The organism is Streptomyces sp. NPDC006134 (assembly GCF_040628835.1).
GTDB lineage: Bacteria > Actinomycetota > Actinomycetes > Streptomycetales > Streptomycetaceae > Streptomyces.
Genome location: NZ_JBEXTV010000026.1, coordinates 80,671 through 99,937, shown reverse-complemented (window position 1 = coordinate 99,937; position 19,267 = coordinate 80,671). Strand labels below are relative to the sequence as shown.

13 protein-coding genes are annotated in these 19,267 nt (G+C 72.7%); 6 read left to right on the top strand and 7 right to left on the bottom strand.

Annotated features, from left to right (window positions below; translation table 11 throughout):
- Positions 1-16: 16 nt before the first annotated feature.
- The 3 genes from ABZ340_RS18965 to ABZ340_RS18955 all read right to left on the bottom strand — a co-directional run bounded on the left by ABZ340_RS18965 (position 17) and on the right by ABZ340_RS18955 (position 3,599).
- A complete protein-coding gene (locus ABZ340_RS18965) occupies positions 17-889 on the bottom strand; it encodes a hypothetical protein (protein WP_358782909.1) in 873 nt (290 codons plus the stop codon).
- A 206-nt stretch (positions 890-1,095) separates the two neighbouring features.
- A complete protein-coding gene (locus ABZ340_RS18960) occupies positions 1,096-2,187 on the bottom strand; it encodes a metallophosphoesterase (RefSeq protein WP_358782908.1) in 1,092 nt (363 codons plus the stop codon).
- Between the two features lie 299 nt (positions 2,188-2,486).
- Positions 2,487-3,599 carry a LacI family DNA-binding transcriptional regulator gene (locus ABZ340_RS18955; RefSeq protein WP_358782907.1) on the bottom strand — a complete coding sequence of 371 codons (1,113 nt, stop codon included), beginning with the start codon at positions 3,597-3,599 and terminating at the stop codon, positions 2,487-2,489.
- Positions 3,600-4,063: 464 nt separating this feature from the next.
- Here ABZ340_RS18955 and hisC point away from each other — a divergent pair, with 464 nt between their 5' ends.
- Positions 4,064-5,143 (top strand): histidinol-phosphate transaminase, encoded by a 1,080-nt coding sequence (gene hisC / locus ABZ340_RS18950; RefSeq protein WP_358782906.1) that lies wholly within the window; start codon positions 4,064-4,066, stop codon positions 5,141-5,143.
- A 19-nt stretch (positions 5,144-5,162) separates the two neighbouring features.
- Here hisC and ABZ340_RS18945 read toward each other — a convergent pair whose 3' ends face one another.
- Entirely contained in the window at positions 5,163-5,594 is a 432-nt protein-coding gene (locus ABZ340_RS18945; RefSeq protein WP_358782905.1) for a cyclophilin-like fold protein, read from the bottom strand.
- Between the two features lie 202 nt (positions 5,595-5,796).
- On the opposite strand from ABZ340_RS18945, the gene ABZ340_RS18940 reads away from it, so the two are divergent.
- The 5 genes from ABZ340_RS18940 to ABZ340_RS18920 all read left to right on the top strand — a co-directional run bounded on the left by ABZ340_RS18940 (position 5,797) and on the right by ABZ340_RS18920 (position 15,096).
- On the top strand, positions 5,797-7,302 hold the full coding sequence (locus ABZ340_RS18940) for a cytochrome ubiquinol oxidase subunit I (RefSeq protein WP_358782904.1): 1,506 nt from the start codon (positions 5,797-5,799) through the stop codon (positions 7,300-7,302).
- A gap of 20 nt (positions 7,303-7,322) precedes the next feature.
- Entirely contained in the window at positions 7,323-8,327 is a 1,005-nt protein-coding gene (cydB, locus tag ABZ340_RS18935) for a cytochrome d ubiquinol oxidase subunit II (RefSeq protein ID WP_358782903.1), read from the top strand.
- A gap of 76 nt (positions 8,328-8,403) precedes the next feature.
- Positions 8,404-12,009 carry a thiol reductant ABC exporter subunit CydD gene (gene cydD / locus ABZ340_RS18930; RefSeq protein WP_358782902.1) on the top strand — a complete coding sequence of 1,202 codons (3,606 nt, stop codon included), beginning with the start codon at positions 8,404-8,406 and terminating at the stop codon, positions 12,007-12,009.
- Positions 12,010-12,191: 182 nt separating this feature from the next.
- Positions 12,192-13,874, top strand: a complete 1,683-nt coding sequence (locus ABZ340_RS18925) for a GAF domain-containing protein (protein WP_358782901.1) — start codon at positions 12,192-12,194, stop codon at positions 13,872-13,874.
- 172 nt (positions 13,875-14,046) lie between these two features.
- Entirely contained in the window at positions 14,047-15,096 is a 1,050-nt protein-coding gene (locus ABZ340_RS18920; protein ID WP_358782900.1) for a peptidoglycan DD-metalloendopeptidase family protein, read from the top strand.
- Between the two features lie 21 nt (positions 15,097-15,117).
- Here ABZ340_RS18920 and ABZ340_RS18915 read toward each other — a convergent pair whose 3' ends face one another.
- From ABZ340_RS18915 to ABZ340_RS18905, 3 genes are all read right to left on the bottom strand, one after another.
- The gene (locus ABZ340_RS18915) at positions 15,118-16,005 is read right to left on the bottom strand and encodes a Cof-type HAD-IIB family hydrolase (protein WP_358782899.1); all 888 of its coding nucleotides are present in this window, start codon (positions 16,003-16,005) and stop codon (positions 15,118-15,120) included.
- A 241-nt stretch (positions 16,006-16,246) separates the two neighbouring features.
- Positions 16,247-17,149, bottom strand: coding sequence for an LLM class flavin-dependent oxidoreductase (locus ABZ340_RS18910; protein WP_358782898.1), 903 nt, complete (start codon positions 17,147-17,149; stop codon positions 16,247-16,249).
- A gap of 89 nt (positions 17,150-17,238) precedes the next feature.
- Entirely contained in the window at positions 17,239-19,005 is a 1,767-nt protein-coding gene (locus tag ABZ340_RS18905; protein ID WP_358782897.1) for an SDR family oxidoreductase, read from the bottom strand.
- Between the last annotated feature and the right edge of the window lie 262 nt (positions 19,006-19,267).

Genomic DNA, 19,267 nt, shown 5'->3' with positions numbered 1-19,267 from the left:
GGTGCCGGCCTCTCGGCTACTCCGGCCGGTGTTCCGGGCCGCCGAAGTCCGGACTGGTGTAGTCCGGGCTCGTGAAGCTAGGACGGTGCTCCGTGGCCGGGCTGTCGTCGGGGCTGGTGAAGCCGGGCCGGTCGTAGCCGAGGACCGGCATACGGCCGGCCGGCGCGGACGGTGCCGTATGCGGCAGCGTGCCCGTCGTGCCCGGATCGGCGAGGGCGTCGCGCAGGAACGGCAGGATGCCGCGCTCCACCAGGGCGTCACGCCAGGCGTCCCTGGCCTCGGCCACCTCCCGGCTCGTCTCCCGGTACGGCCCGGCTTCGGCGAAGGGGCGGTTGCGCAGGGCGGTGACCAGCAGCCCGACGGCGGCGACGAGGATCGCGACCGCGGTGACGGCGCCGAACACCCACCCGGTGGTGAGCATCGTCCGGGCGAACGCCTGCTTCGGGTCGAGCATGCGCAGGACGTACCCCACGAGCAGGAAGATCACCGCGGCGGTCCCGGCGAGCACGGGCGCCAGCACCGCGACGACGGCGACGGCGCCCGCGCCTGCGGTCTCGGCGGCCTCCTCCACGGTGGCGGCGAATCCCGTCGTCCGCGCTCCCGGGCCGGGGGAGCCGGATTCACGGGCGGACGTCGTGGGGACCGGCGTCGCCGGATGGCGGAGCTCTTCGCGGACCTTGACGTAGTGCTGGTACTCGGTCGCGGCGGCGGCCGTGATGAGTGCGGTGGCGCTGAGCGCCATCGCGCGCAGTTGTTCGAGGTTGAGCCGCTGTCCGGCGGCGGACAGCTCCGGGCGGTGTGGTGCCAGGCGCAGCGCCTCGTCGAGGATCCGCTCGTACTCGTGCCGGTCCTCGCTCAACAGCTGCTGCGGAACGCTGTTCATGTGCATCCCCCGATGCTCCGTAGGGCTTGTGGCTCGGCATGCTGACGAACCGTCGGGCAGAAACGGAGGGGAGCCTGCTACGGATAAGCCGATGGTAGAGCGGTGACGGCACACGGTGACAGGGGGTTTACGGAAAATGGAGGCCGGCCTCCACGGAAAAATCCGTGCCGGCCTGCGCGGACGCCGTCGGAAAAAGGTCTGCCGGTGAACGGTCAGTCGTCGAGCGGGAGTTGCTGGACCAGCAGCTTCCCGGCCATCGTCACGCCGCCGTCCATCGCGATGGCGAGCCCGTCGGCGTACACGTGCGGTCCTTCGACCACGGGGCCGGAGCCGTCCTCGCCGTCCTCGGAGCCGACCTCGCCCAGCAGGTAGGGGATGGGGCTGTGCCCGTGGACGATGCGGGTGCCGCCGTACACGTCCAGCAGAGAGCGGACCGCGTCGGCGCCGCCCTCGTCACGGAAGGAGAACCGCTTGGTGAACTTGCGGAACAGGTCCCACACCTCGTCCGCGTCGTTGCGGGTGAGCGTCTCGTGGACGGTGTCGTTGACCTCTTCGATGGAGCGGCCGTAGTCGAGGTAGGCGGTGGTGTCGGAGTGGACCAGCAGGTGGCCGTCGACCTCCTCCAGGGCGTCGAGACGGGCCATCCACTGCAGGTGGTGGTCCTGGAGGCGGTCCATGTCGGTCTTCTGGCCGCCGTTGAGCAGCCAGGCCGCCTGGAAGGTGGCGGTGCCCGCGCCGGAGTTGACGGGCGTGTCGCCGAACCGCTTGGCGCCGAGAAGCAGCAGCTCGTGGTTGCCCATGAGCGCCTTGCAGTAGCCGCCGGCCGCGGCGGCCTCGGCGGACAGCCGCATGACGAGGTCGATGACGCCGATGCCGTCCGGGCCGCGGTCGGTGAAGTCGCCGAGGAACCACAGCCGGGCGGTGCCGGCGCACCAGTGCCCGGCGGCGTCGATGAGGCCCTTGTCCTGCAGGGCGGCCACCAGCTCGTCGAGATAACCGTGCACGTCACCGACGACGTACAGCGGACCGGGGCCCGCCGCGGGCTGCGAGGCCGGGGCGGACGCGGGGTCGGCGGACACCTGCGGCGTGTCGCCGGGGTTGATCACCGGCAGGTCGCGCTCGGTGGGCGTGTACCCGTCGGGGTGGGGATCCTCGTGGGGCGGAACGGCGTCGCCCGGGTGCGTGCCGTGGAGGTACGGAGCGGTCTCGTGGACGTATGCGGGCACGCGGAAGTCGCGCAACGTCGCCGTCCGCTCCACCTCGGGTCCCTGACCGGCCCCCTGAGTCATCGACCCCTCCACCATCGCGCCGCATCTGCACCGCTTCGGACTGCCTGGTCGCAGCGGCCCGCGGTGTCGTGGGCCCATCATAGGAATGCGGGTCGCGCCATGTGATGACCCCGGGGTGGTGAATCGGAGCAAGACTCCGGTTCGCTGCGGCTTTCGCCCCGATTGGGGCGGGCTTCGGCTGTCCCGTGACCGGCCGCGCCCCGCTCTCCGTCCCTGCGTGCCGTGTCTTCCGCGCCTGCCCGCCGGGCGCTGTCCGTGCCACCCCGCCGCGCGGAGAGGGCCTGGGGCCCGCCCGCGCGGCTCGTGGCGTCCTTCTACTTCCCCTCGGACGACCGGGGCGGGCTGACCGTCGTGCGCGGCGCGCGGCGCTGCGACGACGTGCGCACGATCAGCTCGGTCGGTATGACCTGCTCGACCGGCCGCTCCGTATGGACGCCCTCGATGGCGTCGATGAGCAGCTGTACCACCGCCGTGCCGATGCGGCGCGGCTTCAGCGACAGGGTCGTGATGGGCGGCTCGGTACTGGCGTACACCGTGGACTCGCTGCAGCAGACCAGCAGCAGGTCGTCGGGGACGCGCAGGCCGTAGCGGCGGGCGGCGGCGAGCAGATCGGTGCCGTTGGGGTCGAACAGACCGTAGACGGCGTCGGGGCGGTCGGGGCGGGCGAGCAGCCGGTCGGCGGCGACCGCGCCCGCGCAGGGGTCGTGCGCCGGATAGGCCTCGTAGACGGGGTCCTGGCCGACGCGCTCGCACCAGCGCAGGTACGCGGTGGTCGACAGGTGGGTGTACGTGTCGGTCGTGGTGCCGGTGAGGAGGCCGATGCGGCGGGCGCCGGCGGCGGCCAGATGGTCGAGGATGTCGAGGACGGCGGCCTCGTGGTCGTTGTCGACCCAGGCGGTGACCGGGAGGGAGCCCGCCGGGCGGCCGTCGGAGACGACCGGCAGACCCTGGCGGACCAGCTCGCTGACGACCGGGTCCTGGTCGGAGGGGTCGATGACGACCGTGCCGTCCAGGGCGACGTTGGACCAGACGTCGTGGCGGGAGGTCGCGGGCAGGATGACGAGCGCGTAGCCGCGGGCGAGCGCGGCGGAGGTGGCGGCGCGCGCCATCTCGGCGAAGTAGGCGAATTCGGTGAAGGTGAAAGGTTCATCCCCGTACGTCGTGACGGTCAGGCCGATGAGGCCCGACTTGCCGGTGCGGAGCGTACGGGCGGCGGCTGAGGGGCGGTAGCCCAGCCGGTCGGCGACCTCGCGGACATGGCGGCGGGTGGCGTCCGGGAGCCGGCCCTTGCCGTTGAGGGCGTCGGAGACGGTCGTGATGGAGACGCCGGCGGCGGCAGCCACATCTCTGATGCCTGCCCGGCCCGGCCGGCTGCCTCGGCGTGAGGTTTCCGCGCGGCTCACCTGGTGCTTCCCTGCTGCTGTCATGGCGAGCCGATAGTAGGGCTCATGCGACAGGGTAGGGCGGACGCATATGCGCGCATTGACAGGTACGTTTCTGCATGATCGAAAGAGGTTAACTACCTCTGAAACAAAGGCGGTTGGCCGTTCTTGAGTCAGTACGTGACGTGCCGCCGTGTACGGGCCTGGCAAGTCGCCGATGGTGTGAAGAGGGCTCAACTCACCTTCACGGGGGATGCGCGCCACGGCGTGAGCTACCGGCGCATAGATATATGTGTGGCGCGCCCCCGGGTCGTGCACCCCCGCCGTGAGCTGCCGTGAGCGGCCGTGAGCGGATGCCTCTGATGCCGAGGTGATCGGAGGGTCTGGTGGGGAAGCCGGCGCCGTGTCCGCAGGAGCCGCCGGTGGGCCGCGCACCTCTACGCACCGGCCTTGAATCCTCATAGGGTGAGGAGTATTCGATGCCGGTGGTGGTCACGAGGAGGACTGCGGTGAGCGAGACGAGCCCGAAGCTGCGCACGGAGCTGGAGGGAATCCCCACCTACAAGCCGGGCAAGCCCGCCGCGGCCGGCGGTCCGGTGGCCTACAAGCTGTCCTCCAACGAGAACCCCTACCCGCCGCTGCCGGGCGTGATGGAGACCGTGACGGCCGCGGCCTGCTCCTTCAACCGTTACCCCGACATGGCCTGTACGGGCCTGGCGGACGAGTTGTCCGAGCGGTTCGGGGTCCCCGTCTCCCACCTGGCCACCGGCACCGGCTCGGTCGGTGTGGCGCAGCAGCTGATCCAGGCGACGTCCGGCCCCGGGGACGAGGTGATCTACGCCTGGCGGTCCTTCGAGGCGTACCCGATCATCACGCAGATCAGCGGTGCGCGGTCGGTGCAGGTGCCGCTGACGCCGGGGGACGTGCACGACCTGGACGCCATGGCCGACGCCGTCACCGACCGCACCCGGCTGATCTTCGTCTGCAACCCGAACAACCCGACCGGCACGGTGGTGCGGCGGGCCGAGCTGGAGCGGTTCCTCGACCGGGTGCCCGGCGATGTGCTGGTGGTGCTCGACGAGGCCTACCGCGAGTTCATCCGCGACCCCGAGGTGCCCGACGGTGTCGAGCTCTACCGTGAGCGGCCCAACGTCTGCGTCCTGCGGACCTTCTCCAAGGCCTACGGTCTGGCCGGGCTGCGGGTCGGCTTCGCGATCGCCCACGAGCCGGTGGCGGCGGCGCTGCGCAAGACGGCGGTGCCGTTCGGGGTGAGCCAGCTCGCGCAGGAGGCGGCGATCGCCTCCCTGCGGGCCGAGGACGAGCTGCTGGGCCGGGTCGGCTCGCTGGTGTGCGAGCGCACGCGCGTGGTCGACGCGCTGCGCGGCCAGGGCTGGACGGTGCCGGAGACCCAGGCGAACTTCGTGTGGCTGCGGCTGGGGGAGCGCACGGTGGCGTTCGCGGAGGCCTGCGAGCGGGCCGGGGTGGTCATCCGGCCGTTCCCCGGCGAGGGTGTGCGGGTCACGGTCGGGGAGAGCGAGGGGAACGACATCTTCCTGAAGGTGGCGGAAGAGTTCCGCAAGGAGGCGTAGCCGTCGGGCGGCCGGCGGATCAGGCGTCGGCCGCCTCCACGCGTACCGGGTCGCCGTCGCGGACCGTCGCCAGCAGGCGGGGGTCCCCGTCGAGGCGGCCCAGGACGTTGCAGGGGCTCGCGAGGCGGCACTCGTCGCCGCGCGAGATCGGCGTGGGCCCGTAGGGGAGGGCCAGCGCGTCGCCGTCGGTCCAGAAGGCGACCGTGCCCGGCTCGACGACCTGCCGGGCGTCCGTTTCACGTGAAACCGATACTCCCGTGTCGAAATAGACCTCCTCGCCCCAGGTGTGGGCGGTCGAGGTGAGTGGCAGTGCCTTGCGGAGGGCCTGCGTCGTCGGAGTGTCGTCGAGGGTCGCGGTGAGGTGTCCCGCTGGCCATGAGATTCGTATACGCGTCTGCGGTGTGTGGGGGTCCGCGTGCTCGCGCGGGGCCGAGTGTCGCTGTGTCTCCATGCGGCGGATTCAACAAGATGTTGAAGTTCCTGCCAAGGGGGTTGACGTCACAGGGGACCCCCCTTCCGGCGTCGAAAAGCTGTAGGTCATAATTGCTTGTGAATGTGAACGCGTTCACAAGCGTGTCTGATAGCTCCCGAGATAGGTGTGACATACACGCACAAACTGCCGCTGACCACGGCGATGTAAGGAGAGCGACGACGTGGACATGGCTCTGGCGCCGGAGACCCTGGCGCGCTGGCAGTTCGGTATCACCACCGTCTACCACTTCCTCTTCGTCCCCCTGACGATCTCCCTGGCCGCCCTGACGGCCGGGCTGCAGACCGCGTGGGTGCGGACGGAGAAGGAGAAGTACCTCAGGGCGACCAAGTTCTGGGGCAAGCTGTTCCTGATCAACATCGCCATGGGCGTGGTCACGGGCATCGTGCAGGAGTTCCAGTTCGGCATGAACTGGTCGGACTACTCCCGCTTCGTCGGTGACGTCTTCGGTGCGCCGCTCGCCTTCGAGGCCCTGATCGCCTTCTTCTTCGAGTCCACCTTCATCGGCCTGTGGATCTTCGGCTGGGACAAGCTGCCCAAGAAGATCCACCTGGCCTGCATCTGGATGGTGTCGATCGGCACGCTGCTGTCGGCGTACTTCATCCTCGCGGCCAACTCGTGGATGCAGCACCCGGTGGGCTACCGGATCAACGAGGAGAAGGGGCGGGCCGAGCTCACCGACTTCTGGGCCGTCCTCACCCAGAACACCACGCTCAACCAGGTCTTCCACAGCTTCTCGGCGGCCTTCCTCACGGGGGGCGCGTTCATGGTCGGCATCGCCGCCTTCCACCTGATGCGCAAGAAGCACATCCCGGTGATGCGGACCTCGCTCCGCCTCGGCCTCGTCACCCTGGCGGTCGGCGGCCTGCTCACCGCGATCAGCGGCGACACCCTCGGCAAGGTCATGTACGAGCAGCAGCCGATGAAGATGGCCGCCGCCGAGGCGCTGTGGGACGGCGAGAAGCCGGCGCCCTTCTCCGTCTTCGCCTACGGGGACGTCGACGAGGGGCACAACAAGGTCGCCCTGGAGATCCCCGGACTGCTGTCCTTCCTCGCGCACAGCGACTTCGAGTCGTACGTGCCGGGCATCAACGACACCAACGAGGCCCTGCAGAAGCAGTTCGGGCCCGGTGACTACAAGCCCATCGTCCCCGTCGCCTACTGGGGCTTCCGCTGGATGATCGGCTTCGGCATGGCGTCCTTCTCCCTCGGCCTGCTGGGGCTGTGGCTCACGCGGAAGAAGTTCCTGCTGCCGGCCGCCTGGCGGACCGGGGAGGACGAGGTGCCGCATCTGGTGCTGCTGAAGAAGCCGCTCGGATCGAAGCTCACCCGGCTGTACTGGCTGCTGGCGCTGTGGACGATGGGCTTCCCGCTGATCGCCAACTCCTGGGGCTGGATCTTCACCGAGATGGGCCGCCAGCCATGGGTCGTCTACGGCTTGTTCCAGACCCGCGACGCGGTCTCCCCCGGTGTCTCCACGGCCGAGGTCCTCACCTCGATGATCGCCTTCACCCTGCTCTACGCGATCCTCGCCGTCATCGAGGTCAGGCTGCTGGCCAAGTACGTCAAGGCCGGCCCGCCCGAGCTCACCGAGGCCGACCTCAACCCGCCCACGAAGATCGGCGGCGACGCCCGTGACGCCGACAAGCCGATGGCCTTCTCGTACTAGGCCGAGGGAGCTGCACAGTCATGGAACTGCACGACGTCTGGTTCGTCCTGATCGCCGTCCTGTGGACCGGCTACTTCTTCCTGGAGGGCTTCGACTTCGGGGTCGGTGTCCTCACCAAGCTCCTCGCCCGCGACCGGCCCGAGAAGCGGGTGCTGATCAACACCATCGGCCCCGTGTGGGACGGCAACGAGGTCTGGCTGCTCACGGCGGGCGGCGCGACCTTCGCCGCCTTCCCCGAGTGGTACGCCACCCTCTTCTCCGGCTTCTACCTGCCTCTGCTGATCATCCTGCTCTGCCTGATCGTCCGGGGCGTCGCCTTCGAGTACCGGGTGAAGCGGCCGGAGGAGAACTGGCAGCGCAACTGGGAGACTGCGATCTTCTGGACCTCGCTGATCCCGGCGTTCCTGTGGGGCGTGGCCTTCGGCAACATCGTCCGGGGCGTGAAGATCGACCGGGACTTGGAGTACGTGGGCGGCCTGGGGGACCTGCTCAATCCGTACGCGCTGCTCGGCGGCCTGGTGACGCTGACGCTGTTCACCTTCCACGGGGCGGTGTTCACGGCGCTCAAGACCGTCGGGGAGATCCGGGCGCGGGCGCGGGCGCTGGCGTTGCGCGTCGGTCTGGTCACGGCCGTCCTGGCGGTGCTGTTCCTGCTGTGGACGCAGATCGACAGCGGTGACGGCAAGAGCCTGGTCGCGCTGGTGGTGGCCGTCGCCGCGCTGGTCGTGGCGTTGATGGCGAACCAGGCCGGACGGGAGGGATGGGCGTTCGCCCTGTCCGGTGTCACGATCGTGGCCACCGTGGCGATGCTCTTCCTGACGCTCTTCCCGAATGTCATGCCGTCCACGCTGAACGCGGACTGGAGCCTCACCGTCACCAACGCCTCGTCCAGCCCTTACACCCTGAAGATCATGACCTGGCTCGCGGCGATCGCCACGCCGTTGGTCCTGCTCTACCAGGGATGGACGTACTGGGTCTTCCGCAAGCGCATCGGCACCCAGCACCTCGCCGAATCCGCGCACTGAGTCCGTCACGGGGCGCGTTCCACCGGTTCGCCGTTTCACGTGAAACGCGCCCCCAGGGCCGAAGGGCTTGTTTCACGTGAAACCCATCGATCCGCGCCTGCTGCGCCACGCCCGCGCCACCCGCTTCTTCCTGATCGCGGTCGTCGCCCTGGGCGCCGTCGGCGCCGGGCTGGTCATCGCGCAGGCCATGCTCATCGCCGAGGTGGTGGTGGGGGCCTTCCAGCACGGCCTGACCGTGTCCGGACTGCGCACGCCCCTGCTGCTGTTGGTGGCCGTCGCCTGCGGCCGGGCGCTGGTCGGATGGCTCACCGAGCTGGCCGCGCACCGGGCGAGCGCGGCGGTCAAGTCGGAGCTGCGGGGCCGGCTGCTGGAGCGGGCGACCGTACTCGGCCCCGGCTGGCTGAGCGGGCAGCGGACCGGATCGCTGGTCGCCCTCGCCACCCGCGGCGTCGACGCGCTCGACGACTACTTCTCCCGCTATCTGCCGCAGCTCGGGCTCGCGGTGGTCGTACCGGTGGCGGTGCTGGCCCGGATCGTCACCGAGGACTGGGTGTCGGCGGCCATCATCGTCGGCACCCTTCCCCTCATCCCGGTCTTCATGGTGCTGATCGGCTGGGCCACGCAGTCCCGGATGGACCGGCAGTGGCGGCTGCTGTCCCGGCTGTCCGGGCACTTCCTGGACGTGGTGGCCGGGCTGCCGACGCTGAAGGTGTTCGGGCGGGCGAAGGCACAGGCCGAGTCGATCAAGCGGATCACCGGCGAGTACCGGCAGGCGACCCTGCGGACGCTGCGGATCGCCTTCCTGTCGTCCTTCGCGCTGGAACTGCTCGCCACGCTGTCGGTGGCGCTGGTCGCTGTGACGATCGGCATGCGCCTGGTCCACGGCGAGATGGACCTGTACGTCGGCCTGGTGATCCTCGTCCTCGCCCCCGAGGCGTATCTGCCGCTGCGGCAGGTCGGGGCGCAGTACCACGCGGCGGCCGAAGGGCTTGCGGCGGCCGAGGAGATCTTCTCGGTTCTGGAGACGCCCGTGCCGGCGAGCGGTACCGGTCCGGTGCCGGCGGACGGCACCCTCTCCTTCGAGGAGGTGACCGTCCGCTACCCGGGGCGGGCCACGGACGCCGTGTCGGAGGTGTCCTTCACCGTCGAGCCCGGGGAGACGGTGGCGCTCGTCGGGCCGAGCGGGGCGGGCAAGTCGACGTTGCTCGACGTCCTGCTGGGGTTCGTACGGCCGACGGCGGGCCGGGTGCTGATCGGGGGAGCCGATCTGGCCGGGCTGGACCCGGCGCAGTGGCACGCCCGGGTGGCGTGGGTGCCGCAGCGGCCCCACCTGCATGCCGGGACCGTCGCCGAGAACGTACGGCTGGCCCGGCCCGACGCCGACGACGCCGCCGTACGCCGGGCGCTGCGGGACGCCGGGGCGCTCGCCTTCGTGGAGGCGCTGCCCGGAGGGATGGACACCGTGCTCGGCGAGGACGGGGCCGGGCTGTCGGCCGGGCAGCGGCAGCGGCTGGCGCTGGCCCGCGCGTTCCTCGCGGACCGGCCGGTGCTGTTGCTGGACGAGCCGACGGCCGCCCTGGACGGGGCGACCGAGGCCGAGGTCGTGGCGGCGGTGCGGCGGCTCGCCCGGGGACGGACGGTGCTGCTGGTGGTGCACCGGCCGGCGCTGCTGGAGGTGGCGGACCGGGTGGTGCGGCTGGCGGAGCCCGCGGCTGTCACCGGCCCGCGCCCGGTCTCCCCGGCGCCGGTGTCCCGCCCGGTCTCCTCGGTGGCAGTGTCCCGCCCGGTCTCCTCCGCAGCGGCGTCCCGCCCGGTCTCCTCCGCAGCGGCGTCCCGTCCGATCGAGGTGCCGGCCGGCGCCTCCGACGGGGAGCACACCACTGCCCCGGGCATGGAGCAGATCGGTGAAGCGGCCGCCGCGACGGCGGCGCGCGGTGGTGTCCTCGCCCGGGTCCGGGCGATGTCCGCCGCACGGCGCGGGCGGCTCGGGCTCGCGCTGCTGCTCGGCAGTCTCGCGCTCGGCAGCGCCGTCGGCCTCATGGCCACCTCCGGCTGGCTCATCTCCCGGGCCTCGCAGCAGCCGCCCGTGCTGTACCTGATGGTGGCCGTGACGGCGACGCGCGCCTTCGGGATCGGACGGGCCGTCTTCCGGTACGGCGAGCGGCTCGTGTCGCACGACGCGGTGCTGCGGATGCTGGCCGACACCCGGGTCGCCGTCTACCGGCGGCTGGAGCGGCTCGCTCCCGCAGGACTGCGGCACAGCCGCCGGGGTGATCTGCTGGCACGGCTCGTCGCCGACGTGGACGCGCTGCAGGACTACTGGCTGCGCTGGCTGCTCCCGGCCGGCGCCGCGGTGGCGGTGTCCGCCGTGTCCGTCGGCTTCACGGCCTGGCTGCTGCCGGAGGCCGGTGCCGTCCTCGCGGCCGGGCTGCTGGCGGCCGGGGTGGGCGTCCCGCTGGTCACCGGTGCCGTGGCGCGGCGGGCCGAGCGCAGGCTGGCCCCCGCCCGCGGCGTCCTGGCGACCCGGGTGGCCGACCTGCTCACCGGCACCGCCGAGCTGACCGTCGCCGGTGCCCTGCCCGGACGTACCGCCGCGGCGCGGCGGGCCGACGGCGACCTCACCCGGATCGCCTCGCGCGCCGCGACCGCCACCGCCCTCGGCAGCGGGCTGACCGCGCTCGTGTCCGGGCTCACCGTCGCCGCCGCCGCCCTGGTCGCGGTGCGGGCGGTGGCCGACGGCAGGCTCGACGGGCTGCTCGCGGCCGTGGTCGTCCTGACTCCGCTGGCCGCCTTCGAGGCCGTCCTCGGACTGCCGCTCGCCGTGCAGTTCCGGCAGCGGGTGATCAGGAGCGCCGAGCGGGTGTACGACGTGCTGGACGCGCCCGAGCCGGTACAGGAGCCGCAGCGGCCCCGGCGAGCGCCCGCCACTCCGTTCCCGGTCGTGATCGAGGGCCTGTCGGCCCGCCACCCGGGGCAGGACCGCGACGCCCTCACCGGAGTCGGCCTGACGCTGCCGGAGGGCCGCCGGGTCGCCGTCGTCGGGCCGTCCGGGTCGGGCAAGACGACTCTGGCGCAGGTGCTGCTGCGGTTCCTGGACGCGGACGCGGGTTCCTACACGCTGGCCGGGGCCGACGCCCGGACGCTGGACGGGGACGAGGTGCGGCGGCTCGTCGGGCTGTGCGCCCAGGACGCGCACCTCTTCGACAGCTCGGTGCGCGAGAACCTCCTGCTGGCCCGGCGGGACGCCACCGACACCGACCTGCGGGACGCCCTGGCGCGGGCCCGGCTGCTGGAGTGGGCCGACGGCCTGCCCGACGGCCTCGACACGCTGGTCGGGGAGCACGGGGCGCGGCTGTCCGGCGGCCAGCGGCAGCGGCTGGCGCTGGCCCGGGCGCTGCTCGCCGACTTCCCCGTCCTGGTACTGGACGAGCCCGCCGAGCACCTCGACCTGCCGACCGCCGACGCGCTCACCGCGGATCTGCTGGCCGCCACCGAGGGCCGTACGACGCTGCTGATCACGCACCGGCTGGCGGGCCTGGCGGCGGTGGACGAGGTGGTCGTCCTGGACGAGGGCCGCGTCGTGCAGCGGGGAACGTTCGACGAGCTGGCCGCCGTCGAGGGGCCGCTGCGGGCGATGATCGAGCGGGAGGCGGCGTCGGAGCTGCTGGTGGGGGCGCGGTGAGACCGCGGGGCATCCCGTCACCTCGTCGGCACGCTGGTGAGACCACGGGGCATCCCGTCACCTCGTCGGCACGCTGGTGAGGTGACGGGCGGCTCCTCCGGGCGCTGGTGAGGTGACGGCGGTCCTCCAGCCGCCGGAAAGTGCGACTTTCCTGGATAAAAAGTGCTCATTAGGCTCGGGGCATGCCCACCGCACCGTCTCCCGGCCTCGGGCCGTCCCCGCAGGGGGCCTCCGCCGAGCTTCTCGCGCGGGTGCCGAAGCTGCTGGAGGCGATGCGGTCCGTCGGCAGCGGCCTGGAGCTGCACTCCACGCTGGACCGGATCTGCGAGACGGCGGCCGATCTGGCGGACGCCCGCTACGCGGCGATCGGTGTCGTCGCCGAGGACGGTGAGGGACTGGCCGACTTCGTGTTCAGCGGCGTCGACGAGGAGACGGCCCGCCGCATCGGGCACCTGCCCGACGGCCACCGGGGTCTGCTGGGCGCTCTGATCCGCGGCCCGGACCCGGTCCGGCTGGAGGATCTGACCGCGGACGCGCGCGCATGCGGCTTCCCCGCGCACCACCCGCCGATGCGCGGCTTCCTCGGCGTCCCGATCCGGGTGCGGGGCGAGATTTTCGGCAACCTGTACCTGGCCGACAAGCGCGGAGGGGAGCCCTTCTCCGACGACGACCTCGCGATGGTGCGGGTGCTGGCCGCGGGGGCCGGTATCGCCATCGGCAACGCGCGGCTGTACGAGACCACCCGGCAGCGGGAGCGCTGGATCGACGGATCGGTCGCCGTCACCACCGCCCTGCTCTCCGGCGACGGCACCGACGACGCCCTGCAGGTGGTCGCCGAGCAGGCCCGCCGGCTGTCCGCAGCGGCCGCGGGGATCGTGCTGCTGCCAGCCGACGGGGGTGGCCTGGAGATCGCCGCCGTCGCCTCGGAGGGACCGACGGAGGCGCTGGGCACGGTGCTCCCGCCGGGCCGCGGCGCCGTCACCGAACTGCTGGCCGGGCGGGCCGTGTTCGTGGACGACGCCGCCACCGATCCCCGCCTGGTCACCGGCCTCGCGCGCGGTTACGGTCCGGCCATGCTGCTGCCCCTGCGCAGCCACGGGCGGGTGCTGGGCGGCCTCGTCACGCCCCGGGCGCGCGGGGAGCGCCCGTTCTCGCGGACCGAGCGTGCCCTCGCCGTCCGGTTCGCCGCGCAGGCCGCGCTCGCGCTGATGATGGCCGAGGCGCAGCGCGACCGGGAGCGGCTCGCGGTGTACGAGGACCGTGACCGCATCGCCCGGGACCTGCACGACCTCGTCGTCCAGCGGCTGTTCGCCACCGGGATGCTGCTGGAGCGCGCCCGGCGCCGGTCCGCCGTGCCCGAGGTGCGCGACGGCGTCGGCAGGGCCGTCGGCGAACTCGACGTGACCATTCAGGAGATCCGCTCGGCCGTCTTCGCACTGCGGCAGCCCGCCGAGGAGGAACCGGGACTGCGCCGCCGTGTGCTGCGCGAGATCACCACGGCCGCCGTGCCCCTGGGCTTCACACCCTCCTGCCGTTTCGTCGGGCCTGTCGACAGCGCCGTCGGTGACCTGACGGGCAAGAACCTCGTCGCCGCCCTGCGTGAAGCCCTCTCCAACGCCTTCCGGCACGCCCGGGCTTCCCGGATCGATGTCGTCGTCGACGCGACCGTGTCCCTGCGGGGCGGCAGGCCGGGCGTCCGGCTGACCGTCGCCGACGACGGCGTCGGCATCCCCGTGGGCGGACGGCGCAGCGGACTGGAGAACCTCCGGCGCCGCGCCGAGTCCCTGGGCGGCTCCAGCCGGCACGGGCCGGGCATCGGGGAGAACGGCGGAGGGACCACGCTGGTGTGGGAGGCGCCGTACTGAAGGCGCCGCCCGCCCGGCCCCGAAACCCGTGGGGAGCCTTCCCCGGCTGGTCGGCGCCGGTGCGGCGATGCCCCGTGTGCAGCAGCCGTACTGAGCCGTGTGCAGCAACGGGTCCCCCGGCCGTACGAGCAGGACAGGGCCGCGTGCCACCGCGCGGGACACGATCGCTGACATGCGCTCACCTCGCCGTCCCCGACTGCTCGTTCCGGCGCTGCTGTGCGCGCTCGCCGTGCTCGCGGCCCGGCCCACCGACGCCACGGACACCCCCTCCGGTTCCGGTGCGCGGCTGAGCGCGGAGGTGGCGCGGCTGTACGAGAAGGCCGCCACGGCGACCCGGCAGTACGAGGCCGGGCGGCGTGCGGCCGAGGAGGAACGGGAGAAGGTCCGGCGGTTCGAGGAACTGCTCGACCGGCAGCGCCGGAAGATTGCGGCCGTGAACGAGGATCTGGGCCGCCTCGCGCGTGAGCAGTACCGCAGCGGCGGCGGGCTCCCGCTGACCGCGCGGATGGTGCTCGCCGACGATCCCGACGCGCTGATGCGGGGTCACCGGGCGGTCCGGCAGGCGGAACTGGCCATCGACAGCGCCGTCGAGAGCAGCCGGCGGGCCGAGGCCCGGCTCGCCGCCGACGAGGCGAAGGCCGCGGCGGCCTGGCAGCGGCTGGAGCGGAGCAACGCCGAACTCGCCGGCCTGAAGAGGAACATCGAGCGCACACTCGAAACGGCACGGGGGCGGTTGCAGGGACAGGCGGACGCGTCGGTGGCCGCTGGGTCCTGTCCCGGTGCCGTGCGGCTGGACCAGCCGGAGGTGCGCTTCACGCGCGCGTGGGTGGCGCCGGTGGAGTCGTACGAGCTGTCCGCGTCCTTCGGCAGCGGCGGGGCGCGGTGGGCGCACCGGCACACCGGGCAGGACTTCGCGGTCCCGGTGGGCACACCGGTGCGGGCGGTGGGTGCGGGCCGGGTGGTGCGGGTGTCGTGCTCGGGTGCGTTCGGCATGCAGGTCGTCCTGCAGCACGCGGGCGGGTACTACACGCAGTACGCCCATCTCGCCGCCGTCACCGTCGACCAGGGTGACCGCGTCGGTACCGGCCAGTGGATCGGCCAGTCGGGCAGCACCGGCAACTCCTCCGGGCCGCACCTGCACTTCGAGGTGCGGGTCACTCCGTCGATGGGCTCGGCGCTGGATCCGGTGCCGTGGCTGGAGAAGCGGGGCGTGACGTTGTGACGTGAGGGGCGGTGCGGCGGATCAGGAACGCTCCGCCAGCAGCCGCTCGATCACGACCGCGACCCCGTCCTCGTTGTTGGCGACCGTCCGCCCCGACGCGGCGGCGATCACGTCGGGATGGGCGTTGCCCATCGCGTAGGACCGCCCCGCCCAGGTGAGCATCTCGACGTCGTTCGGCATGTCCCCGAAGGCGACGACCTCCTCGTGGGAGATGCCGCGCTCGGCGCAGCACAGGGCGAGCGTGCTGGCCTTGGAGACGCCCGGGCCGCTGATCTCCAGCAGGGCGCTGGGGCTGGACCGGGTGACGGTGGCACGGTCGCCGATGGCCAGCCGGGCCAGCGTGAGGAAGGCGTCGGGGTCGAGGTCGGGGTGGAAGGCGAGGATCTTGAGGACGGGGTCGCCCGCGGCGGGACCGTCGGGACCGAGGAGCTCCTCGGCGGGCGCGAGCACGTCGGGGACCTCCACGTGCAGCTTCGGGTACTCCGGCTCCTGGTTGAAGTCGTACGGCTGCTCGATCGCGTACACCGTCCCCGGCGCCGCCTCGCGCAGCAGCCGTACGGTGTCCAGCGCGTTCTCCCGGGCCAGCTCCCGCACCTTCACGAACCGATGGGCGCCGGGGCCGCCGTGCAGGTCGACCACGGCGGCGCCGTTGCCGCAGATGGCGAGGCCGTGACCGTGGACGTGGTCACTGACGACGTCCATCCAGCGGGCCGGGCGGCCGGTGACGAAGAAGACCTCGATGCCGGCCTCCTCGGCGGCGGCCAGCGCGGCGACCGTGCGCGGGGAGACCGACTTGTCGTCCCGCAGCAGCGTGCCGTCGAGGTCGGTCGCGATCAGCCGCGGGGGGACGGTGGGGGCCGGTGTCTCCGGCTGTCGAGTCGCTGAGGTCACCCGGTCATTGTTCCGCATATGCCCGCACGTCCGTGCGAAAGTCCGCACATCTGTGAGGTACCCCTCTTCCCGCACCGCCCGCCGCCGGGACCGACCGCCCGCCGCCGGGACCGACCGCCCGCCGCCGGGACCGACCGCCCACCGCAGGGACCGACCGCCCACCGCAGGGACCGACCGCCCACCGCAGGGACTGACTGCCCGCCGCCGGGGCTCACCCCGTCGCCACCGGGGACGACCGCGGCCCGCGCCGGCCCGCGGTTCAGCACAGCTGCGCCGGGGCCTCCATGGCGATCTGCTCGAAGACCTTCTGGTCGGCGGCGAAGTCCGACTCCGGGATCGGCCAGTGCACCACGATCTCCGTGAAACCGAGCTCTCGATGCCGGCCCGCGAAGTCCACGAACGCGTCCAGGGACTCCAGCGGCCGGCCCCGGTCCGGCGTGAACCCGGTGAGCAGGACCTTGTCGAGCCCGGTCACGTCGCGGCCGGCCTCCGCACAGACGTCGGCCAGCCGCTCGATCTGACCGCGCAGGGCCCGGACCGACTGCTCGGGGGTGCCGTCCTCGTACAGCTTGGGGTCACCGGTGGTCACCCACGCCTGCCCGTACCGTGCGGCGAGCCGCAGCCCGCGCGGCCCGGTGGCGGCCACCGCGAACGGCAGCCGGGGCCGCTGCACACAGCCGGGGATGTTGCGCGCCTCGTGCGCCGCGTAGAAGTCCCCCTCGTACGACACCGCGTCCTGGGTCAGCAGCCGGTCGAGAAGGCCCACGAATTCGGCGAACCGGTCGGCCCGCTCGCGAGGCGTCCACGGCTCTTGCCCGAGCGCGGTGGCGTCGAAGCCGGTGCCGCCCGCGCCGATGCCCAGCGTGACCCGGCCACCCGAGATGTCGTCGAGGGAGATCAGCTCCTTGGCGAGGGTCACCGGGTGCCGGAAGTTCGGGGAGGTCACCAAGGTGCCCAGACGCAGCCGCTCGGTGACGGACGCGGCGGCGGTGAGCGTCGGGACGGCACCGAACCAGGGGCCGTCGCGGAAGCTGCGCCAGGACAGGTGGTCGTAGGTGTACGCGGCGTGGAAGCCGAGCTGCTCGGCACGCGTCCAGGCCGAACGGCCGCCTTCGTGCCAGCGGCGGTACGGGAGGATCACGGTGCTCAGGCGCAGACTCATGCGGTCGAGCCTAAGCGCCCGAGGACGTTTCACGTGAAACAGGCGCCACCACCGGGCTACGGCCCCCAGGGGGAACCCACGTCCTCACCTCACAGGGGCGGCTTCACCCGTGCGACCGCCCGTGACACCCCCGGCAGGAACCGGGACAGCAGGCGCGCGGCCCGCGCCTCGGGCGTGACGGCCACGACGGCCCTGTCGTGCGCGACCGCGTCCAGGATCGCGTCGGCGACCTTCTCCGGCGGACAGCCGCGCAGTCCGTACAGGCGCGCGGCCCGCCTCCGGAGCCGTGCTTCCTCCTCGTCGCCGACCCCGGCGAAACGCGCGGTGGAGGTGATGCCGGTGGCGACGAAGCCCGGGCACACCGCCGTCACGCCGATGCCCCGGCCGGCCAGCTCGGCGCGCAGGCACTGGCTCAGCATCAGCACCGCCGCCTTGGAGGTGCTGTAGGCGGGCAGCGCCCGGGAGGGCTGGTACGCCGACGCCGAGACCACGTTGACGATGTGGCCGCCCTGGCCGCGCTCGGCCATCCGCCGGCCGAAGAGGCGGCAACCGTGGACGACCCCCCACAGGTTGACGTCGAGAACCCTCTTCCAGTCCTCCGGGGTGGTGTCGAAGAAGGAGCCCGCCAGGCCGATCCCGGCGTTGTTCACCAGGACGTCCACCACGCCGTACTCGGCGGTGACCCGCGCGGCCAGCTCCTCCATGGCCTGTGCGTCGGAGACGTCCGCGGTCTCCGCCCAGGCGGCCGGGGCACCGGCGTCGCGGGCCTGCTCCGCCGTGCGCGCCGCGGCCCCGGCGTCCCGGTCGACGGCCACCACACGGGCCCCGGCCCGCGCGAAGGCGAGGGCCGTCGCCCGCCCGATGCCGCTTCCCGCGCCGGTGACCAGGACCAGCTGCCCGCCGAAGCGGTCGGCGTGCTTCCCGCCCGCTCCGCTCGCCGCCGTCTCCGGCCGGCCGTCCTCCACGGCCGTGACGAACTCCGTGATCCAGCCGGCCAGCAGGTCGGGCCGGGTGCGCGGGACCCAGTGCCGGGCCGGCAGCGTGCGCCGGGTCAGCCGCGGCACCCACCGCTCCAGTCCGTCGGAGAGCCGCTCGGACAGAAAGGCGTCCTTCAGGGGCGTGACGAGCTGCACGGGCACGTGGGCGTACGCGTCGGTGCGCGGGTGGCGCAGCCGGGCCCGTACGTTGTCCCGGTACAGCCACGCCCCGTGCGCCGCGTCCCTCGGCAGCGACGCGGTCGGATAGCCGCCCGTGGGCGGCTTCTCGACACGGCACAGGATGCCCGGCCAGTATGTGCCGAGCGGTCCGCGCCAGGCCAGTTCGGGCAGGACGGGCGTGTGCAGCGCGTAGACGTACCAGGACTTGGCGCCCTGGCCGAGGAGCTGGGCGGCCCGGCGCGGGGTGGGCCGCTTCAGCCGTTCGGCGATCCAGTGGCCGAAGTGATCCAGGGACGGACCGGAGACCGAGGTGAAGGAGGCGATCCGCCCCTCGGTGCGCCGGACGGTGACGAACTCCCAGCCCTGCACCGAGCCCCAGTCGTGCCCCACCAGGTGCACCGGCCGGCCGGGGCTGACGGCGTCCGCGACCGCGAGGAAGTCGTCGGTGAGTTTCTCCAGCGTGTAACCGCCCCGCGACGGCCGCGGCGCCGTCGACCCGCCGTGGCCCCGGACGTCGTACAGCACGACGTGGAAGCGGCCGGCCAGGCGTGCGGCCACCTCCGACCAGACCTCCTTGCTGTCCGGGTAGCCGTGCACCAGGACGACCGTCGGCCGTCCCGGATCCCCCAGCTCGGCCACGCACAGCTCCACCCCGCCGGCCGGCACCCGGCGCTCCCGCGCACCCTTCAGCACCGTCACTTTCCCTCCGCCCAGCGCCGCACATGCGGCGGATCGTCGGCCGCGACGCGCGTACCCGACCCCGGTCTGGTCCGGCCCTGGTCCGGTCCGCCACCGGCAGGTGGCGGCGGCCGTGACCGGCCACCACTCCACGTACCCCACCCGCCCGTCGGCACCGGTTGTTCCCATAGGGACCGGTCCCTGCCGGCACCGGTCCCCGTCGGCACCGGTCCCTGCCGGCACCGGCTCTCGCCGGCCGCGCCGCTCGCTCGCCATGTGACGG

Coding starts and splice junctions, on each gene's coding strand:
- ABZ340_RS18915 (WP_358782899.1), bottom strand. CDS start 16,005: ATGCGGAACAATGACCGGGTGACCTCAGCGACTCGACAGCCGGAGACA.
- ABZ340_RS18965 (WP_358782909.1), bottom strand. CDS start 889: ATGCACATGAACAGCGTTCCGCAGCAGCTGTTGAGCGAGGACCGGCAC.
- ABZ340_RS18955 (WP_358782907.1), bottom strand. CDS start 3,599: ATGACAGCAGCAGGGAAGCACCAGGTGAGCCGCGCGGAAACCTCACGC.
- ABZ340_RS18960 (WP_358782908.1), bottom strand. CDS start 2,187: ATGGTGGAGGGGTCGATGACTCAGGGGGCCGGTCAGGGACCCGAGGTG.
- ABZ340_RS18925 (WP_358782901.1), top strand. CDS start 12,192: ATGCCCACCGCACCGTCTCCCGGCCTCGGGCCGTCCCCGCAGGGGGCC.
- cydB (WP_358782903.1), top strand. CDS start 7,323: ATGGAACTGCACGACGTCTGGTTCGTCCTGATCGCCGTCCTGTGGACC.
- ABZ340_RS18910 (WP_358782898.1), bottom strand. CDS start 17,149: ATGAGTCTGCGCCTGAGCACCGTGATCCTCCCGTACCGCCGCTGGCAC.
- ABZ340_RS18920 (WP_358782900.1), top strand. CDS start 14,047: ATGCGCTCACCTCGCCGTCCCCGACTGCTCGTTCCGGCGCTGCTGTGC.
- ABZ340_RS18945 (WP_358782905.1), bottom strand. CDS start 5,594: ATGGAGACACAGCGACACTCGGCCCCGCGCGAGCACGCGGACCCCCAC.